This window comes from Devosia sp. Root436 (genome assembly GCF_001426345.1).
In the GTDB taxonomy this organism is placed as follows: Bacteria; Pseudomonadota; Alphaproteobacteria; order Rhizobiales; family Devosiaceae; genus Devosia.
Genome location: NZ_LMEM01000002.1, coordinates 1 through 16,824, shown reverse-complemented (window position 1 = coordinate 16,824; position 16,824 = coordinate 1). Strand labels below are relative to the sequence as shown.

Genomic DNA, 16,824 nt, shown 5'->3' with positions numbered 1-16,824 from the left:
AAGGATATATTCACATGGCCACTCTCGCGCTTTCGCTTGCCGGGCAATTTGTTGGCGGCTTCGTGGGCGGGCCGCTGGGCGCGACCGTGGGGCGGGCGCTGGGAGCGCTGGCGGGCAGCGCGGTGGACGGGCTGCTGTTTGGCGACAAGAGCACGCCCGTTGGCAACGACATCAGGCTGCAGGGATCGAGCGAAGGCGGGGCGGTGCCGCGGCTTTATGGCTGGAGCCGGCTATCGGGCAACATCATCTGGGCTCGGGAGCTGGAACTGCTGGCGGCGCACAATGCCGGGGCCAAGGGTTTTGGGCAGGGGCCGGACGAGGACGTGGTCGGCGCCAGCTTTGCCGTGGCCTTTTGCGAGGGCGAGGTGCAGCGGCTGGGGCGCATCTGGGCGGATGGGCAATTGCTCGATACCGAGGGCCTGACGCTGCGCTTCTATCGCGGCACCGAGGACCAACTGCCCGATGGACTGATCGAGGCGACGCAAGGGGTGGCGCCCGGATATCGCGGCCTTTGCTATCTGGTGGTCGAGCAATTGCCGCTCAACCGGTTCGGCAACCGCATTCCGCACCTGTCGGTGGAACTGTGCCGGGTGGTGGGGGACCTGGAGCCGGGCATTCGCGCGGTGACTGTCATCCCCGGAGCGACGGAATTCGGCTATGACCCGGCGCCGCGGGTCCGCATGGCCGGGCCGGGGCAGACCCTGGGTGAGAATACCCATGTGTCGGCCACGGTGAGCGACTGGACGGCATCGATCGACGAGCTGGTGGCCCTGTGCCCCAATCTCGAGCATGTGGCGCTGGTCGTGGCCTGGTTCGGCGATGACCTGCGCTGCGGGCATTGCGCCATCGGGCCGCGTGTGGAGGCGGCGGAACGGACGGTGCTGGGCGCCGCGTGGAGCGTGGCCGGGCTGGGGCGCGGCGACGTGCCTGTCGTATCGAGCCACGGTGGCGGCGCGGCTTATGGCGGCACGCCATCGGATAGCTCGGTGCTGGCGGCGATTGCCGACCTCAAGGCGCGCGGGCTGGGCGTAACGCTCTATCCCATGGTGATGATGGACATTGCCGGTGGGAACGGCCTGCCCGACCCCTATGGGGGGAGCGGGCAGGCAGCTTACCCCTGGCGCGGGCGGATCACCTGCCATCCGGCGCCGGGGCAGCCGGGCTCGCCCGACCAGACGGCGGCAGCGGCGGCGCAGGTGGCCACGTTTGCTGCGGCCTATCGGCAGATGGCGCTGCATTATGCCGGGCTGGCCGTGGCGGCGGGCGGCGTCGATACGCTGATCATCGGCTCGGAAATGGTCGGACTGACCACGGTGCGCGGGGCGGGGAACAGCTTTCCCTTCGTATCGGAGCTGGTGACGCTGGCCGCTGACGTGCGGGCGGTGGTCGGCAGTGGGACGACGCTGACCTACGCGGCGGATTGGAGCGAATATTCGGGCTATCAGCCCGGCGGCGGCGAGAAATTCTTTCACCTCGATCCGCTCTGGGCCTCGCCCAATATCGACGCTGTCGGCATCGACAATTACACGCCGCTGGCCGATTGGCGGGACGGGCATGGGCATGCCGATGCCGCGCTGTCGGCGGACGGCTATGACCTCGACTATCTCAAGGGCAATGTCGCGGGCGGCGAGGGGTATGACTGGTTCTATGCCAGCGATGCCGATCGGGCGGCCCAGGCAAGGACGCCGATCACCGATGGGGCCTATGGCGAGCCATGGGTGTGGCGGTTCAAGGATATCCGCAGCTGGTGGAGCCAGGCGCACCATGACCGGCCGGGCGGGGTGCGCAACGGGTTTCCCACGGCCTGGGCGCCAGGTTCGAAGCCGGTGGTCTTTACCGAGCTGGGCTGTGGCGCGGTCGACAAGGGCGCGAACCAGCCCAATATTTTCGGCGATCCCAAGAGCGCCGAAAGCGGGCGGCCGTATTTTTCGGCGGGCACCCCCGATCCGCTGATCCAGCGGCAGGTATTGCGGGCGCATCAGGCATGGTGGGGCGATGCGGCCAACAATCCGGCCGGCATGGTCGATATGGACCGGATGTATCTGTGGACCTGGGATGCGCGGCCCTATCCGGCCTTTCCCGCGCTGACCGAGGTGTGGGCCGACGGCCCCAACCATCGCAACGGACACTGGCTGACCGGGCGGCTGGGCGGCATGGCCAGCGACGAGCTGGCCGAGGCCATAGCGGCAGATCATGGCGTGGAACTGAGCGCCGAACCGGCGGCGCCCCTGGTGGGCGGACTGGTGCTGGGCACGGCAACCACGGCGCGCGAGGCGCTGGAGCCGCTGCTGGCGTCGACAGGGCTGAGCCTGCGCAACGGCGTGGATGGGCTGCATCTGGGCATGGGCCGCCGCGCCGAGGCGGTGGCGCTTGATGCCGATGAACTGGCGGTGGGGGAGGGTGCGGTTCTGGCGCGCCGGCGCGGCGATCCGGCCGAGACGCCGGGACGGCTGGCGCTGACCTATCTCGACCGTGAGCGCGATTATCTGACCGGTACGGTAACGGCGCTGAATGGCGGCACAGGACCGCTTATGGGCGAGACGAGCGCGATGACGCTCGACGGCTCGGGGGCACGGCTGGCGGCGGAGCGGATGCTCGATGGCCACAGCATGCAGCGCGAGGTGCTCGATTTCAGCCTGCCGCCTGCGGCGCTGGCGCTGGAACCGGGCGACGTGATCGAGATCGGCGGGCTGGCCGAGGGGCCGTTCGAGATCGGCGAAATCCGCGATGGATTGATGCGGAAAGTGACGGCGAGGACCTTGCCTGCGGGCAGGGCCATCGCGACGGATATCGATCGGCCGCTGGCCTCGGCTGGCGGGGCGCAGACGCGCTCGCTGCCCGTGGTGACGGTGGCGCAGCTGCCGCCGCTCCCGGGCGATGTGACACGCTCGCGGCTGGTGGTGGCTGCCTATGCGCAGCCCTGGCCGGGCAATGTGCAACTGGTGGATGACACGACCGGCGCGGTGGTCGCGACCCTGCCGCGGCGCGGGGTGCTGGGGACGGTGGCGACGCCATTGTTGCCGGGGCCAGTGGCGGTCTGGGACGAAAGCAATGTGGTGGAAGTGACGCTGCTGGCCGGACATCTGGCCTCGGCCGAGCCACTGGCCGCCTTGTCGGGCAGCAACCGGCTGGCGGTGGAGAGTGATGACGGCAGCTGGGAGGCGATCGGTTTTGCCGAGGCCGAACTGGTATCGGCGGGGCGCTATCGCCTGAGCCGGCTTTTGCGCGGGCTCGAGGGGACGGAGGCCGGCACGGCCAGTGTCGGCAGGCGGGTGCTGGTGCTCGATACGCGGACGGTGACGCTGCCGGTCGAGCCGGGGCTGCTGGGCGAGGCGCGGGATCTTCGCGTCTATGCCGGAGCTGCCGATATCGCGGGCACGAGCCTGGTGGTGGAGACCGATCCAGCGCCGGCCCTGCCGCTGGCGCCGGTGCATCTGCGGGCGGTGCGCGACGGCAGCGGCGATATCGGCTTGCGCTGGGTGCGGCGCAGCCGGGCCGATGGCGATGGCTGGGGCGTGGTCGACAGTCCGCTGGAGCATGTGCCCGAGCGTTATCGGCTGACGATTCTCGATGGCGCGACGGCTTTGCGCGTGGTGGAAACCAGCCTGCCCTCGGCGAGCTATTCGAGCGCCGAGCAGCTGGCCGATTTCGGCGCGCCGCCGGATTCATTCGATTTCACGGTGGCGCAACTGAGCGCGGTGCTGGGCGAAGGCCATGCCGCAGAGGGGGAATTTCATGGCTAGAAGCCGTTTCGATATCTGCCTCGACGAAGTGTTGCGACAGGAGGGCGGCTATGCCGACCATCCGGCCGACCCCGGCGGGGCCACCAATATGGGCATCACCCACAAGACGCTGGCGCGCTGGCGCATGGTCTCGCCGTGGTGGAAGCTGCCCAAGAGCGCGGTGATGGACCTGCAAAGGCCCGAGGCGGCGAAGATCTATCGGGCAAGCTACTGGGATCGCAGCCATGCCGGGCAATTGCCTGCCGGGCTCGACCTGGCGCTGTTCGACTACGCGGTCAATTCCGGTCCCGACCGCGCCATACGCACCTTGCAGGCCGAACTCGACGTGGCGGCCGACGGGCAGGTGGGGCCGCTGACGCTCGGGGCGGTGGAAACCTATGCCAACCGCAAGGGGCTCGGCGCATTGATCGGCGCGCTCTGCGACCGGCGCCTGGCCTTCCTCAATCGCCTGCCGACCTTTGCCACTTTCGGCAAGGGCTGGACCGCCCGCGTGGCAGCGGTGCGGGCGGCTGCGCTCGACGCTGCCGGAACGTCGGCGGCGCCTTCGACAAACCTTCAAACCTGGAGAATTCTCATGGACATCCTCATCGGCTACCGGACCTATATCGTCGCCATTTTCATGCTGGTGGCGGGCTTGGCGCAAATGCTCGGCCTCGACCTGCCTGCACTGGATGGCAGCTCGGCGGGGCACCTCATCATGGAAGCGCTGGCTGTGCTGTTCCTGCGCAAGGGGCTGAAGGGGGATTTGGGGAAGGTGTGAGGGCGTACCGCGCGTGGGAGGCCCGCTCAGTTTCATGCCTTGTTCAGATGTCTTGTCCTACCGATATATTCGTGCTTGAACTCGCCGCAGTTAGGAGCCAGCATGAAAAAGCTTCTGGTCAATGCCGAGTGGGACGACGAGGCGTCTGTCTGGGTCGCCACAAGCGACGACATTCCGGGCCTTGTCACCGAGGCTGCGACCCTTGATGAACTGCTGGAACGCGTTCTGGCCGTCGCGCCAGAACTGCTGGAGGACAATGCCCACCTCATTGCGGATGCCGGCCATCCCGGCGAACTCATTGACGTGTGTATCCAGTCCCAGTTCCGTCTCGATGGGGCTCGTGCGCATTAATGGGTCAGGGCTTCTACCGGCAGATCGTAGAGGCCCTGAAAGCCGCCGGTTGCGAGTATCGCCGCCAAGGCAAGGGCGACCATGAGATATGGTATAGCCCAATCACAAGCCGTACATTCACGGTGGACAAGGGCACGCTGTCCCGCCATACCGCTAATGCTGTGATGAAGCAGGCGGGAGTAGACATTCACTTCTGAATGCTACGAAAAGGCGAAGATTCGGCATTCCTGCCTCATTCATGTCCCATTCAGCAACAGCGTCCTAAGTTGCCGGCATGAAAACCTTGACCCCCAAATTGCTTGCTTCGATCGCCGTCGCGTTGATGGTCGGGCTGGCTGCGGCCAGTCCGGCGCAGGCGCAGGCTTGCCTCGACAAGTTGCAAATCCAGGAAGCGGTGTCGTCCGGCCAGATCATGTCGGTTTATGACGTGCTGGCTTCGGCCGGTGTCGATGGCAGCGCAGAAATCCTTTCCGTTCAGGTATGTGACGAAGGCGGCAGGCTCGTCTATATTATCGGCGTACTGACTCCCGAGGGGGAAGCGCAGAACCTGGTTCTGGGCGCGCAGTAACGCATAGACGCATCCGGGGGCCTGCAATGCGTATTCTTGTTGTCGAAGACGATATCAATCTCAACCGGCAGCTCAAGGAAGCGCTGACCGAGGCCGGCTATGCGGTCGACGTGGCCTTCGATGGCGAGGAAGGACACTTCCTCGGCGATACCGAACCCTATGACGCCATCGTGCTCGATATCGGCCTGCCGCAGATGGACGGGCTCTCGGTGCTCGAAGAATGGCGCCGCGCCGGCAAGACGACGCCGGTGCTGCTGCTGACGGCGCGCGACCGCTGGAGCGACAAGGTGCAGGGGATCGACGCCGGTGCCGACGACTATGTCGCCAAGCCGTTTCATATGGAAGAAGTGCTGGCGCGCATTCGGGCGCTGGTGCGGCGCGCGGCCGGGCTGGCCTCCAACGAGATCGTGGCCGGCGCGGTGCGGCTCGATGCCCGCTCGGGCAAGGTGACGGTCGATGGCCAGTCGGTGAAGCTAACCAGCCACGAATTGCGGCTTTTGAGCTATCTCATGCATCACAAGGGCAAGGTCATCTCGCGGACCGAGCTGACCGAGCACCTCTACGACCAGGATTTCGACCGCGACAGCAATACGATCGAAGTGTTTGTCGGCCGCCTGCGCAAGAAGCTGCCGGAGGATTGCATCCAGACGGTGCGCGGGCTGGGCTACCAGATCGCTGAGGACTAGGCCTTCATGGGGCAAGTGCACTGGCACGGAAGGCGCCGCTTCGCCACCTCTCCCTTCGGGGGAGAGGTCGACCCGTCTTCGGGTCGGGTGAGGGGGCCTTCCCAACGCACCTCACCTAGCAAAGGCCCTCTCACCCGGCCTTCGGCCGACCTCTCCCCCAAAGGGAGAGGTGAAGAGTGAGAAAGGGCTCTATCGCAGCTTCGTTGTTCTGGTTGTCAGCGGGGTGGCTCATCTTGGCGCTGGTGGCCACCGGCTTTCTGCTGACCGATCTCTATTCGCGGGCGCTCGATACCTCGCTGTCGGAAACGCTCGAGTTCCATGTCGAGAGCCTGGCCGGGGCGCTGCTGGAGGCGGGGGATCCCTCGAGCGCCGATATTGCGCTCAGCGATCCGCGCTTCGACCGGCCGCGCTCGGGCTGGTACTGGGCCATCCGCGATGCCGACGGCACGCTCTACAATCTCTCGACTTCGGTGGTGGGCATCGACCTGCCCGACATGTCCGGCGCGGCCGATGCACGGGGCCGCCGCACGGCCGTCATGGACGACGTGTTCGGCACACGCATGCGCGTGGTGGAACGTGCGGTGACGCTGGCGCCGACCACCTATCAGATCGTGGTCACCGGCAATCTCAGCGAAATTCTCGAACTGGTGGGCGATTTCCGCGGGCAGGCTTTCATCGTGCTCGGCGCGGTGGGGGTGATGCTGGCGATCATGAGCGCCATCGTGGCGCGCTTCGCCATGCGACCCATCGACCGGCTGAGCGCCGCCATCGAAAGCGTGCGCGAGGGCGAGAGCGTCGCCGTGACCGGCACCTATCCTCGCGAAATCGCGCCGCTGGCCGAGGAGGTCAACGAATTGCTGCGCTCCAACGCCCAGATCATCGAGCGGGCGCGCAACCAGGTGGGCAACCTCGCCCATGGGCTCAAGACTCCTATCGCCGTGCTGCGCAACGAGGCCGCGGCCCGCAAGGGCGCGCTGGCCGATGTGGTGGTCGCCGAGAGCGAGAAAATGAGCACCATGGTCGCGACCTATCTGGAGCGCGCCCGGTTGGCGGCCCGGACCTCGGTGGTTGGCAAGAAGGCCGACCCCACCATGATCATGCTGCGGCTGACGCGGGTGATGCGCAAGATCAACCCCGACTGCACCATCGCTTTCCAGCGTCCCGACGCTTCGTTGCCGTGGTTCCGCGGCGACGAGGCCGATCTTGAGGAAATGGCGGGCAACCTGCTCGACAATGCCTGCAAATGGTCCAAGGGGCAGGTGGGGGTGCGGCTCGATGCCGAACGCAGCGACACCGGCACCATGCTGCTGATCCGCATCGACGACAACGGCCCCGGCCTTTCCGAGGAAGACGCCCAGAAAGTGTTGCGCCGCGGTGTCAGGCTGGACGAGAAAACGCCGGGCAGCGGGCTGGGGCTCGATATCGTAAAGGAACTGGTGGATGTCTATGGTGGGAGCCTGGCGCTCAAGCGTTCGGCGCTGGGCGGGCTGCTGGTGGAACTGCGGCTACCGACGGCACGCCTTGGCGCCATGGCCAGACCAAACGCAACCTGACGCACTTTCGCCGCATTACGACAACAAGAGCCATTACAACGACCACGAGATATTGCACATGAACCGCATCGCCCTATTCGCCGCGCCGCTGCTTGCTTTGACCCTGGCCGGCTGTGCCAGTACCGGTCCGACCCAGGTGGCGCAGGCCCCGGTGGTGATGGCGCCCGTAACGCCGCAGCCGCTGGTGGCGACGCCGGCACAGACGACCCAGCAGGCCTTGCTGACCACCAGCGTCGCCAATGGCTTCGTCGATCCGGCCGCGCTGGCGATCATGACGGCCAAGGATTCGGCCGAGGCCAACAGCGCCCAGTTCTATGCCTTGCAGTTCGGCCGCCCCGGTGCGCCGCGCCAGTGGGCCGGCGACAAGGGCACGACCGGTACGGTGGCAGTGGGGCCCTATGTCCGCGTCAACAATCTCGATTGCCGCGACTTCACCCACACCGTCAAAGCCAATGGCCAGGACTATGTGAAAAAGGGCACCGCCTGCCGCGAGCAGAACGGCAACTGGGCCGTGGTGCAGGGCGCCGCCTAAGAAAGGTTCCCGGATTCCAGCCGGCCCAGGATAAAGGTCGCGACCTTTCCGGATAAGGATTGTTTACCAACGCGCTATAGGGTTTGGGACGAACTCGTTTTCCAAACCCTCTGCGTCGATGTCTCAAGCCGCCAACCACAGTGAATTGCCGGCCTCTGCCGCGCCCCGCCGGGCGGGCCGGGCCGCTGGCCGTCCGTTTGCCGGCGTCATCGATGTGATCCTGGTGCAGGATCCGGTGCCGTTTTCCTTTGCCGGCTCGGTTTCGCGCGCGCATGCCGAGGCTGGCTGGACCTGGGTCTACCGCGATCTCTGCCCCGACCTGATCTCGGCCGATGGCATCGCCAACGGCAATTTCCTGGCCAAAGACCTCGAAGTCGTACTGCCTGACGTGCTGACCCGCATGAAGGACGCGCTGGCCGCGGCCGCTAAGGATCAGGAAAAGGACCGGCGGCTGCGCGCCGCCCTCGGCAGTACCGAGGCCCGCGATGCCCTGCCGGCCATCATGATGGCCTTGCGCAGCCGGGCCTTGCTGGCCAAGGCGCAGGCTTTCGGCAAGGCCGTCAACGCCATAGGCGAAGACGGCGCGCTCGGCGTGGCGCTGCAATCCATGCCTCTGCAGGACCCGGCGCTGGCTTCGCTGCTGTTTCATGCCGCCCTTGGGCAAATCGCCAATCCGACGCGGCTTATCACCACCATCATCAAGCTTTCGGGCAATGCCACAGAGGTTGCCGTGATTCGCATGGGCTTCAGCCCGGTGATCGACGCCATCCTGGCGCATGCGCAGAACCAGATTCATATTTTGCAGCCGATGGGCGCCTTTGCCGATATCGACCTCGTCTGCCGCAGCCTCGAGCGCTTCCACCGGCTGGTGCGGTCGCTGGGCGGCTATATTGAATTTGCCCGCGGCAGCCGCTGGGCCATGGTGTTGTCGGCCATCACCAAGCAGGTATCGGACCGTATCGAGCCGCGCTTGCGCGACGTGGTCGCCGACATCAATCAGGCCATGCGCCGCGGCCGCGAAGGCAGCGACCGGCTCGACAATGACCGGATCCTCGCCGCCATCAATGGCGTCTACCTGCTGGCGACCATCCGCGAATGCCGCGACTCGCTGGCGCTGAACGCTTTGTTCGAGCAGGCCTGGAGCCAGACGGGCCAGGCGCTGGAAGTCCATCTGCAGCGTAATCTCGATTTGATCCGGCAGCATCCGGCCGATCCGGTGATCGGTGCCCGGCTCGATGCCGGCATCAAGATGGCCGAAGTCCGCTTCAATCCCGAATATGCCGAAACGCTGAAGCGCGCCCGCGCCGCTGCCGAGCGCCGCAGCTAGGCCCGGTAAGGTTCCACCAGCCTGATGCCGACGGCCCGGCCTGGTTCGTGCACGCTGGCGGTCTGGCCGGCGCTGCCCGCCACGAGGGCGACCGCCTTGCCATTGACGATCCGGACCACGACGCCGATGGCCTTGAGCGGATCGGTCGTATCGGCATTGGCATGGATCAGCGCGCCGACATCGAGCATTCGCGCGTCGTCGGGCACGACCAGCCAGAGCGCCGCGCCGGCATAGCGTGCGGCCAGATAGGATGGCGGCAAGGGCAGGGGGCTGGCTAAGCGCCGGCTTTCATCGTCCTGGTCGCTCTCGATTGCCACCATGGCGACGCGCTCCTGCGCCACGATGCCGGCGCTGGCCGCAGGGATGGCGCCCAGTTGCACACCGGCGGCGATATCGGCGATATCAAGCGGCTGCGGCGTATCGGCGAGGGACCATCCGGGCGGCCTCGGTGCGAAGGGCAACCAGGCTGGCCAGCGCGACGCGACGCGGCGCGGGCGCTGGATGTGGCGCCAGCCACCATCGAGAAAGACGGGCTGGGACGCCTCGTCGGGCTCGTCGCCCACCCAAGCGGGGGCATCGGGCGTCTCGTAGATCGGATCGATCAGCCGGTCCTCGACCAGCCGCCGCTGGCGGCCGAGCAATACATCGACGGCATCGCTGCCGCTGGCGAGGCAGGCGCTGCGGCTCACCCAACCGGCGGCACTGCCGGCCAGGACCGTTCCCGCCGGGCCGCCGCGCCCTTCGAGGCGCGTCCCGCCCGCATTCCACGCGCTTTCCCCGCCGGCCATGTGCCACAATGTCAGGTCCGGCTGCCAGCCGCCGCAGACCACCAGCCGGTCGACCGTCAATGGCGGCTCGGCGCGCGAAAAGCCATCCATCGACAATTTCGGCATGGCCACGATGCCATTGCCCCGGATCGCCGGCGCGGCCGACGCGACGATGGTCCCTGCTGCCAGGGTGATGCCATAGGCCTTGGAGAATTCGATGAAACGCGACTGCGGATGCGGCCGTGAGTCCAAGATGCGCGGCACGGTGATGCCGGCATCGGTGACCAGCATGGCCAGCCGGTAAGCCGGGCTGCTGCTGGTGGCGACGAGGGCCGACCAGCCCGGCCACAGCCCGTAAAGCTGCGCGAGTTCGAACGCATCGAGCGCGCCGATGACGCCGGGCAGGCGGTTGCCCGGAAACAGCGGCAGGCGCTCCAGCGCCCCGGTGGCCAGCACGATATGGGGCGCATGTATGTCGATGACCCGCCCGGTTGGCGTGCCGCCGGGCATTTCGACATGATGCAGCCGCACCGCGCCCGGACGCAGGGCGAAGGCTTCGGCCGCGGTCAGCACGGTGATGGCGTCTGACTTGGCGATGGCGGCAACGAGGCGCGCAATGGCCGCGTCGGGCGTTTCCTCGCCTTCCTGCGTGCCGAACAGGCGGGCCTTGCCGCCCAGCAGCGGCGCGGCCTCGGCCAGAACCACGCGCAGGCCGCGCCTGGCACCGGCCAGGGCAGCTGAAAGGCCGGCAACGCCGCCCCCGATCACGACCAGATCGGCCTCGGGGCCCGGCGCCGCCGGCATGCCCAGCCAGGGCCGCGCCAGCGCATCGGGGCGGTCGAGGTCGATATCGAGCGAGCGGCCGCCGCGCCGCAGCAGGCGCGCAAGGATATTGCCCCCGAGCTTTTGTGCGGTGGTGAGATAGTCGGCGCCGTCAGTGGCGAGCGTCCGTTCCATCGGCAGGGCGCGCTGATGATCGCCCGCCAATGCCGCGAAGGTAATGGCCGGGGCATGCCGCGCCGAGAGCGCCAGCGCCGCCCCGTCGCGCCGTCCCGCGGCATCGATGCCCGAGGCCAGCGCGGCGCTGAGCACGGTATCGCCGGCAAAGCCGGAAACGATCCGGCCATCCAGCCGGAATTGCAGCGGGCGGTTCCGATCTATGGCGCTGCCCTGCAGATGGTGCTGATGCGCGATGCCGAGGCGGCCGGGCTGGCTTGTCATGCGGCCCATCCATATTCGGCGACGGGCGATGCTGCCGCCTTGCGGTCCACCAGCCGCGCGCCGAGCCAGGCGCTTTCGGCGGGATCGGCCATGCCGCAAAGCCAGCGCGCGATGGCCGGCGCCAGAAAGGCACCGCTGGGGCCGAGGCCCGCCAATATGTCGGGTCCGCTGCCGCGTAGCCGGCCCACGGCCGGCGCGGCATCCGAGGTAGCCAGCGCCTCGTAGCTTGATTGGCCCGCCTGCCGGAATTCGCGCTCCCTGCCCAGCAAGGTTCCAAGCGCCGCGGCGAAGGGGTCGATGGCGCCCGGTCCGATGGCGGCGATGCCGCGCCCGGCCTGCTGCACCAGCGTCAGGCCGGTATCGAGCCGGTGCATTACCGATGCGGCGATGGGGCGTGTCGGTTCGGTAAAGATCGTGCTCGTCACGCGGCGGGTGAGCAGAGCGGGCCATAGCGAAGCAGGGACATGGTCGATGACAGCGGCATCGTCGGCCAGCACGGCCTGGCCGATCTCGATGCGGTCCTCGCCGCTTGCCAGTTCCGCGCTGCCATCGCTGCGCACCGTCAGCGTCTCGTCCTCGCGGCAGCGGCGCACCCCTTGCAGGTCCAGCCATCGATCGAGGCCGGCTTCCAGCGTCGGCCGATGCAGCAGCACCGCATCGCGCAGTAGCAGACCACTGCGACCGGGACCGATGGCGCTGGCCGGCACCAGTTCGGCCGCATGGCCGAAGGCCAGCGCCATGTGGCGAATATGGGCCAGGGCCTCCTTGCCAGCAGGAGTTTCGGAAAAGAAGATCGGATCGACGCGCGACCAGGCGCCGCGTCCGCCGATGCGCGACAGCAGCTTCAGCGCTTCGGGCAGGCCGGCCTTGAGCAGGGCCCAGCTTTCTGGGCGGGTGATTGGGGCGACCGACAGGTCGATGGCGCGCGGCAGGCGGTAGCCCGACTGGCTCTCGCCGGAAAACACCACGCTTTTGCCATGCGCTGACGCCAGCAATCCTGCGACCAGCCGCGCAAGGGGCGTCGATCCGATAATGACAAAATCGACACGGGTCTCACTCATGCGGCAATGCGCGCCTGTGGCAATGCGTCCGCCCCACGATCTCGTGTTTTGGTGGTTTTTCGCCACATTGGGCTTATAGATGGCCTCATCTTGCCGCGTACCGGCGTTATGCGTCCAGGCCCCATGCTTTTCTGGTTCATCGCCATCGCTGTTACCGCCATTGCATGCGCTGCACTTTTTTACGCAGCGGGCCAGCATGCGGTCAACGCGGCAGTCCCCGAATTGGACGATGCCAACAGCCATTTTCGCCTCGTGCTGGCAGGGATCGACGCCGACGTCGCTGCCGGCAAGCTGGGCGAGCCCGAGGCGATAGCGGCGCGGGGCGAGCTGGCGCGCGAAATCCTGCGTCTCAAGGCCGAGGCCGGCCGAGCCACCGCCACCCCGCATGGTCTTGGCCAAGCGCCGCTGCTGGCAGGCCTGGCCGGCGTTGCCGTGCTGGCGCTGGGGCTTTATGCAGTGCTGGGCAGCCCGGACCTGCCGAGCCAGCCGCTGGCCGGCCGCAGCGACGCCGCGGCCCAGCAGATCGACCTCGAAACCGCCATTGCCCGCATCGAGGCACAGCTCACCGCCAATCCCGACGATTTGCGCGGCTGGACCGTCATCGCCCCGGCCTATCTCGAAATGGGCCGCTATGCCGATGCGGCGCGCGCCTATCGCCGGATGATGGAACTGGGCGAGCCGACGGCGGACCTGCAGACCAGCCTCGCCGAAGCGCTGATGCTGGGCGCTGATGGGGCCGGTTCGGCAGAAGCCATGGACCTGTTGCGGGCCGCGGCGGCATCGGACCCCAATCATGTGCTGTCGCGGCTCTATATCGCCGCCGAACTCACCCGCGCCGGGGATTATCCTGCCGCCGCGGAGGCCTGGCAGGCGGCGCTGGCTCTGTCCAAGGGCGACGAGCCCTGGCTGCCGGCGGCGCAGCAGGGACTTGCCGTGGCCCAGAATGGCGGCGTTGCGCCGGCCAATGCGCAGGAATCCGAGATGATCGGCCAGATGGTCGGCGGCCTGGCCGAGCGGCTCGACACCCAGGGCGGCAGCATCGAGGAATGGACGCAGCTCGTGCGCGCCTATCTGGTGCTGGACGATACCGGCAGCGCGCAGGCGGCCTATGACGATGCCGTGGCGGCCTATCCGCAGGCTTTCGACCGGGGCGATCTCGACACGCTGGCGCTGGGCGCCGGCCTCACCCTCAACGGAGCGCAGCCATGACCATGCCATCAGCCATCCGCAAGCAGGGCTGGTCGCGCAAGCAGAAGCGGCTCGCCGTCATTGCCGGCCTCGCCGTGGTGGTCGCGCTGGCGACGACCTTGGTGCTGGTGGCTTTGCGCGACCAGATCGTCTTCTTCTATTCGCCATCAGACATCGCCGCCCGCGAGGTTGCCGTGGGCACGCCGATCCGCCTGGGCGGGCTGGTCAAGGATGGCTCGTGGGTCCGCCAGGGGCAGGACAACAGCTTTACCGTCACCGATGGGGCCAGGGATATCGCCGCGCGCTATACCGGCATCCTGCCCGACCTGTTCCGCGAAGGGCAGGGGGTGGTGGCCGAGGGAAGCCTGGGGCCGGACGGCACGTTCATGGCCACCAATGTCCTGGCCAAGCATGACGAGAATTATATCCCCAAAGAGGTCGTGGACGCGCTGAAAGCCAGCGGCGAATGGCGGCCGGAATGAGCATCGAACTCGGCCATTTCGCCCTTATCCTCGCCTTTGCCATTGCCGCGGTTTCGGCGGTGGGCGGCTTTGCCTTCTGGCGGTCGGGGCAGCGCATCGCGCTGGTGCTGAGCCAGGGTGCGGTGCTGCAGTTCATCCTCGTCGCGGTTGCCTTTGCGGCGCTGATCCAGGCCTTCGTCAGCTCCGATTTCAGCCTGCTGCTGGCGGCCAACAATTCGCATTCGCTCAAGCCCCTGATCTTCAAGATTTCGGGCGTCTGGGGCAATCACGAGGGCTCGATGGTCCTCTGGATTTTCATCCTCGTGGCCTTCGGGGCCATGGTCGCCACCTTCGGCCGCCGGCTGCCCAATGACCTGCTGGCGCTGGTGCTGGCGACGCAGAGCCTGCTGACGGCGGCCTTTGCCGGCTTCACCATCTTCACCTCGAACCCCTTTGCCCGGCTCATTCCGGCGCCGCTTGAAGGCAACGATCTCAATCCGGTGCTGCAGGATATCGGCCTCGCCATCCATCCGCCGCTGCTTTACGCGGGCTATGTCGGCTTCTCGATCTGTTTCTCCTTTGCCATCGCTGCTTTGGTCTCGGGGCGTATCGACCAGGCCTGGGCGCGTTGGGTGCGGCCCTGGACCATGCTGAGCTGGACCTTCCTCACGCTGGGCATCGCCATGGGCTCCTACTGGGCCTATTACGAGCTCGGCTGGGGCGGCTGGTGGTTCTGGGACCCGGTGGAAAATGCCAGCTTCATGCCGTGGTTGGCCGGCACGGCTTTGCTCCATTCGGCGCTGGTGATGGAAAAGCGCAATGCGCTGAAAATCTGGACGATCTTCCTCTCAATCATCACCTTTTCCCTGTCACTGCTCGGCACCTTCCTGGTGCGGTCGGGCATCCTGACCTCGGTCCATACCTTTGCCAGCGATCCGACGCGCGGGCTGGTCATCCTGACGCTTTTGGCGCTGGTCATCGGCGGCGCCTTCGCGCTCTTTGCCTTCCGCGCCTCGACATTGCGGCAAGGCGGGCTGTTTGCGCCGGTCAGTCGCGAGGGCGCGCTGATCCTCAACAACCTGTTCCTGGCCACATCGGTCGGCGCGGTGCTGGTCGGCACGCTTTATCCGCTGCTGCTCGACGCACTGGCCGGCACCACCATTTCGGTCGGCGCGCCCTTCTTCAATCTCACCTTCGGCACGCTGATGGCGCCGCTGCTGCTGGTGCTCCCTTTCGGACCACTGCTGGCCTGGAAGCGCGCCGATATCGTCGGTGCGGCGCAAAGGCTGATCGGCGCAGCCGCCCTGGCGCTGTTTGCCACTATTCTGATTTCCGCGCTTAGCGGCATCACCATTTCGCTTGCCCCGCTCGGCCTGCTGCTCGGCTTCTGGGTGGCGTTCGGCGCCATCGCCGAACTGGTCGACCGCAGCAAGCTCGGCCGCATCCCGCTGGCCGAAAGCGGCCGCAGGCTGATCGGCTTGCCGCGCTCGGCCTGGTCCACCGCCATCGCCCATTTCGGCATCGGCATCACCGTGCTCGGCATCGTCGCCACCTCGGCCTGGGAGACCGAACGGGTCACCACGCTCAATCCGGGCGAAAGCACCGAACTGTCCGGCTATAACATCGCCTTCGACAGCTTCGAGGCCGTGCAGGGGCCGAACTACCTCTCCGACGAGGGCCGTTTCACTGTCACCGCGCCCGATGGCAGCACGCGCCAGATGCTGGCCGACCGCCGGACCTATGTGGCATCAGGCATGCCGACCACCGAAGCGGCCATCGAGACCTATGGCTTCTCCCAGCTCTATCTCCAGCTCGGCGAGCCGCTGGACGAGACCCATGTCGTCCGCATCTGGCACAAGCCCTACATCACCCTGATCTGGCTGGGCGCCATCCTCATGGCCTGCGCTGGGCTTTTGTCGCTCACCGATCGCAAACTGCGGGTTGGCGCGCCGCGCCGCGCCAAATCCGCGCCGCAGGCCGCCGAATGATCTGGCTCCGCGCGCTCCTGCTGGCCCTTTGCCTCGTGACGCCAGTCATGGCGCTGAGCCCGGACGAAGTGCTTGATGACCCGGTATTGGAGCAACGGGCCCGCGATATTTCGGCGGGCCTCAGATGCCTCGTGTGCCAGAACCAGTCCATCGACGACAGCGATGCGGACCTGGCGAAAGACCTGCGCGTGCTGGTGCGCGAGCGGCTGTTGGCGGGGGACAGCGACGAGGCGGTGCGGCAATATCTGGTGGATCGCTACGGCGAATATGTGCTGCTCAATCCGCGGGTGAACAGCCACACCATCCTGCTGTGGATTGCGGCGCCTGGACTGTTGCTGATTGGGTTGGGCACGCTGTTGGTGGTCGGCCGCAGACGCCGGGCGGTAGAGGCTGGGTTGAGCGCGGAAGAACAGGCGGCGCTGGAAGAGTTGGAGTAGGCATTCTGCCACGCCCTCGTGGTTCGAGGCTCGCGAAGAGCTCGCACCTCACCATGAGGCTACTGGAACGCCGAGCTATAAGTAGCCCTTGTATTAGCGCTTTGTGGTTAGCTCGTGCCATCCTTTTGGATGCCGCGATCTGGATGGCGACCCAGATCGCGGCTGCGGTGTCGGATCGATT

Annotated in this window: 15 protein-coding genes; 13 read left to right on the top strand and 2 right to left on the bottom strand. The window is 66.9% G+C overall.

All coding sequences use genetic code 11. The annotated features are described in order from the left end of the window. The first annotated feature begins 14 nt into the window (after window positions 1-14). The 9 genes from ASD04_RS04045 (at window position 15) to ASD04_RS04005 (ending at window position 9,520) form a co-directional block, all read left to right on the top strand. Entirely contained in the window at window positions 15-3,743 is a 3,729-nt protein-coding gene (locus ASD04_RS04045) for a glycoside hydrolase/phage tail family protein (protein ID WP_056252937.1), read from the top strand. Beyond that, on the top strand, window positions 3,736-4,503 hold the full coding sequence (locus ASD04_RS04040; RefSeq protein WP_056252934.1) for a glycosyl hydrolase 108 family protein: 768 nt from the start codon (window positions 3,736-3,738) through the stop codon (window positions 4,501-4,503). The genes ASD04_RS04045 and ASD04_RS04040 overlap by 8 nt, the downstream gene beginning before the upstream one ends. A gap of 102 nt (window positions 4,504-4,605) precedes the next feature. Further along, on the top strand, window positions 4,606-4,854 hold the full coding sequence (locus ASD04_RS04035; protein ID WP_056252931.1) for a DUF1902 domain-containing protein: 249 nt from the start codon (window positions 4,606-4,608) through the stop codon (window positions 4,852-4,854). Next, window positions 4,854-5,051: a type II toxin-antitoxin system HicA family toxin gene (locus ASD04_RS04030; protein ID WP_056252927.1), complete on the top strand. Its 198-nt coding sequence runs from the start codon at window positions 4,854-4,856 to the stop codon at window positions 5,049-5,051. Before ASD04_RS04035 ends, ASD04_RS04030 begins: the two co-directional genes overlap by 1 nt. Before the next feature lie 77 nt (window positions 5,052-5,128). Beyond that, the gene (locus ASD04_RS04025; protein WP_056252924.1) at window positions 5,129-5,422 is read left to right on the top strand and encodes a hypothetical protein; all 294 of its coding nucleotides are present in this window, start codon (window positions 5,129-5,131) and stop codon (window positions 5,420-5,422) included. A gap of 26 nt (window positions 5,423-5,448) precedes the next feature. Further along, complete coding sequence (locus tag ASD04_RS04020; RefSeq protein WP_056252920.1) at window positions 5,449-6,108, top strand: response regulator transcription factor; 660 nt, start codon at window positions 5,449-5,451, stop codon at window positions 6,106-6,108. A gap of 242 nt (window positions 6,109-6,350) precedes the next feature. Next, the gene (locus ASD04_RS04015) at window positions 6,351-7,661 is read left to right on the top strand and encodes a HAMP domain-containing sensor histidine kinase (protein ID WP_244488247.1); all 1,311 of its coding nucleotides are present in this window, start codon (window positions 6,351-6,353) and stop codon (window positions 7,659-7,661) included. Between the two features lie 58 nt (window positions 7,662-7,719). After that, a complete protein-coding gene (locus ASD04_RS04010) occupies window positions 7,720-8,193 on the top strand; it encodes a hypothetical protein (protein ID WP_056252916.1) in 474 nt (157 codons plus the stop codon). Between the two features lie 118 nt (window positions 8,194-8,311). Further along, entirely contained in the window at window positions 8,312-9,520 is a 1,209-nt protein-coding gene (locus ASD04_RS04005) for a hypothetical protein (protein WP_056252913.1), read from the top strand. Here ASD04_RS04005 and ASD04_RS04000 read toward each other — a convergent pair. Continuing rightward, window positions 9,517-11,508 carry an FAD-dependent oxidoreductase gene (locus ASD04_RS04000; RefSeq protein WP_162245100.1) on the bottom strand — a complete coding sequence of 664 codons (1,992 nt, stop codon included), beginning with the start codon at window positions 11,506-11,508 and terminating at the stop codon, window positions 9,517-9,519. The genes ASD04_RS04005 and ASD04_RS04000 overlap by 4 nt on opposite strands. Further along, window positions 11,505-12,569 carry a hypothetical protein gene (locus tag ASD04_RS19575; protein ID WP_056252908.1) on the bottom strand — a complete coding sequence of 355 codons (1,065 nt, stop codon included), beginning with the start codon at window positions 12,567-12,569 and terminating at the stop codon, window positions 11,505-11,507. The genes ASD04_RS04000 and ASD04_RS19575 overlap by 4 nt, the downstream gene beginning before the upstream one ends. A gap of 123 nt (window positions 12,570-12,692) precedes the next feature. Here ASD04_RS19575 and ccmI point away from each other — a divergent pair, with 123 nt between their 5' ends. Genes ccmI through ASD04_RS03975 form a run of 4 tightly spaced genes read left to right on the top strand, consistent with a single transcriptional unit; the run spans window position 12,693 to window position 16,643 of the window. Next, a complete protein-coding gene (gene ccmI / locus ASD04_RS03990; protein ID WP_056252905.1) occupies window positions 12,693-13,778 on the top strand; it encodes a c-type cytochrome biogenesis protein CcmI in 1,086 nt (361 codons plus the stop codon). After that, window positions 13,775-14,239 carry a cytochrome c maturation protein CcmE gene (gene ccmE / locus ASD04_RS03985; protein ID WP_082530978.1) on the top strand — a complete coding sequence of 155 codons (465 nt, stop codon included), beginning with the start codon at window positions 13,775-13,777 and terminating at the stop codon, window positions 14,237-14,239. The genes ccmI and ccmE overlap by 4 nt, the downstream gene beginning before the upstream one ends. Further along, entirely contained in the window at window positions 14,236-16,206 is a 1,971-nt protein-coding gene (locus tag ASD04_RS03980) for a heme lyase CcmF/NrfE family subunit (protein ID WP_056253268.1), read from the top strand. The genes ccmE and ASD04_RS03980 overlap by 4 nt, the downstream gene beginning before the upstream one ends. Then, window positions 16,203-16,643, top strand: a complete 441-nt coding sequence (locus ASD04_RS03975) for a cytochrome c-type biogenesis protein (protein ID WP_056252902.1) — start codon at window positions 16,203-16,205, stop codon at window positions 16,641-16,643. The genes ASD04_RS03980 and ASD04_RS03975 overlap by 4 nt, the downstream gene beginning before the upstream one ends. Window positions 16,644-16,824: the final 181 nt, after the last annotated feature.

What these genes read in the sequence shown, in the direction of transcription:
- ASD04_RS04040 (WP_056252934.1), top strand. Translation starts at nt 3,736, where the DNA reads ATGGCTAGAAGCCGTTTCGATATCTGCCTCGACGAAGTGTTGCGACAG.
- ccmI (WP_056252905.1), top strand. Translation starts at nt 12,693, where the DNA reads ATGCTTTTCTGGTTCATCGCCATCGCTGTTACCGCCATTGCATGCGCT.
- ASD04_RS03975 (WP_056252902.1), top strand. Translation starts at nt 16,203, where the DNA reads ATGATCTGGCTCCGCGCGCTCCTGCTGGCCCTTTGCCTCGTGACGCCA.
- ASD04_RS04025 (WP_056252924.1), top strand. Translation starts at nt 5,129, where the DNA reads ATGAAAACCTTGACCCCCAAATTGCTTGCTTCGATCGCCGTCGCGTTG.
- ASD04_RS03980 (WP_056253268.1), top strand. Translation starts at nt 14,236, where the DNA reads ATGAGCATCGAACTCGGCCATTTCGCCCTTATCCTCGCCTTTGCCATT.
- ASD04_RS04045 (WP_056252937.1), top strand. Translation starts at nt 15, where the DNA reads ATGGCCACTCTCGCGCTTTCGCTTGCCGGGCAATTTGTTGGCGGCTTC.
- ASD04_RS04020 (WP_056252920.1), top strand. Translation starts at nt 5,449, where the DNA reads ATGCGTATTCTTGTTGTCGAAGACGATATCAATCTCAACCGGCAGCTC.
- ccmE (WP_082530978.1), top strand. Translation starts at nt 13,775, where the DNA reads ATGACCATGCCATCAGCCATCCGCAAGCAGGGCTGGTCGCGCAAGCAG.
- ASD04_RS04010 (WP_056252916.1), top strand. Translation starts at nt 7,720, where the DNA reads ATGAACCGCATCGCCCTATTCGCCGCGCCGCTGCTTGCTTTGACCCTG.
- ASD04_RS04000 (WP_162245100.1), bottom strand. Translation starts at nt 11,508, where the DNA reads ATGACAAGCCAGCCCGGCCGCCTCGGCATCGCGCATCAGCACCATCTG.
- ASD04_RS04035 (WP_056252931.1), top strand. Translation starts at nt 4,606, where the DNA reads ATGAAAAAGCTTCTGGTCAATGCCGAGTGGGACGACGAGGCGTCTGTC.
- ASD04_RS04030 (WP_056252927.1), top strand. Translation starts at nt 4,854, where the DNA reads ATGGGTCAGGGCTTCTACCGGCAGATCGTAGAGGCCCTGAAAGCCGCC.
- ASD04_RS04005 (WP_056252913.1), top strand. Translation starts at nt 8,312, where the DNA reads ATGTCTCAAGCCGCCAACCACAGTGAATTGCCGGCCTCTGCCGCGCCC.
- ASD04_RS19575 (WP_056252908.1), bottom strand. Translation starts at nt 12,569, where the DNA reads ATGAGTGAGACCCGTGTCGATTTTGTCATTATCGGATCGACGCCCCTT.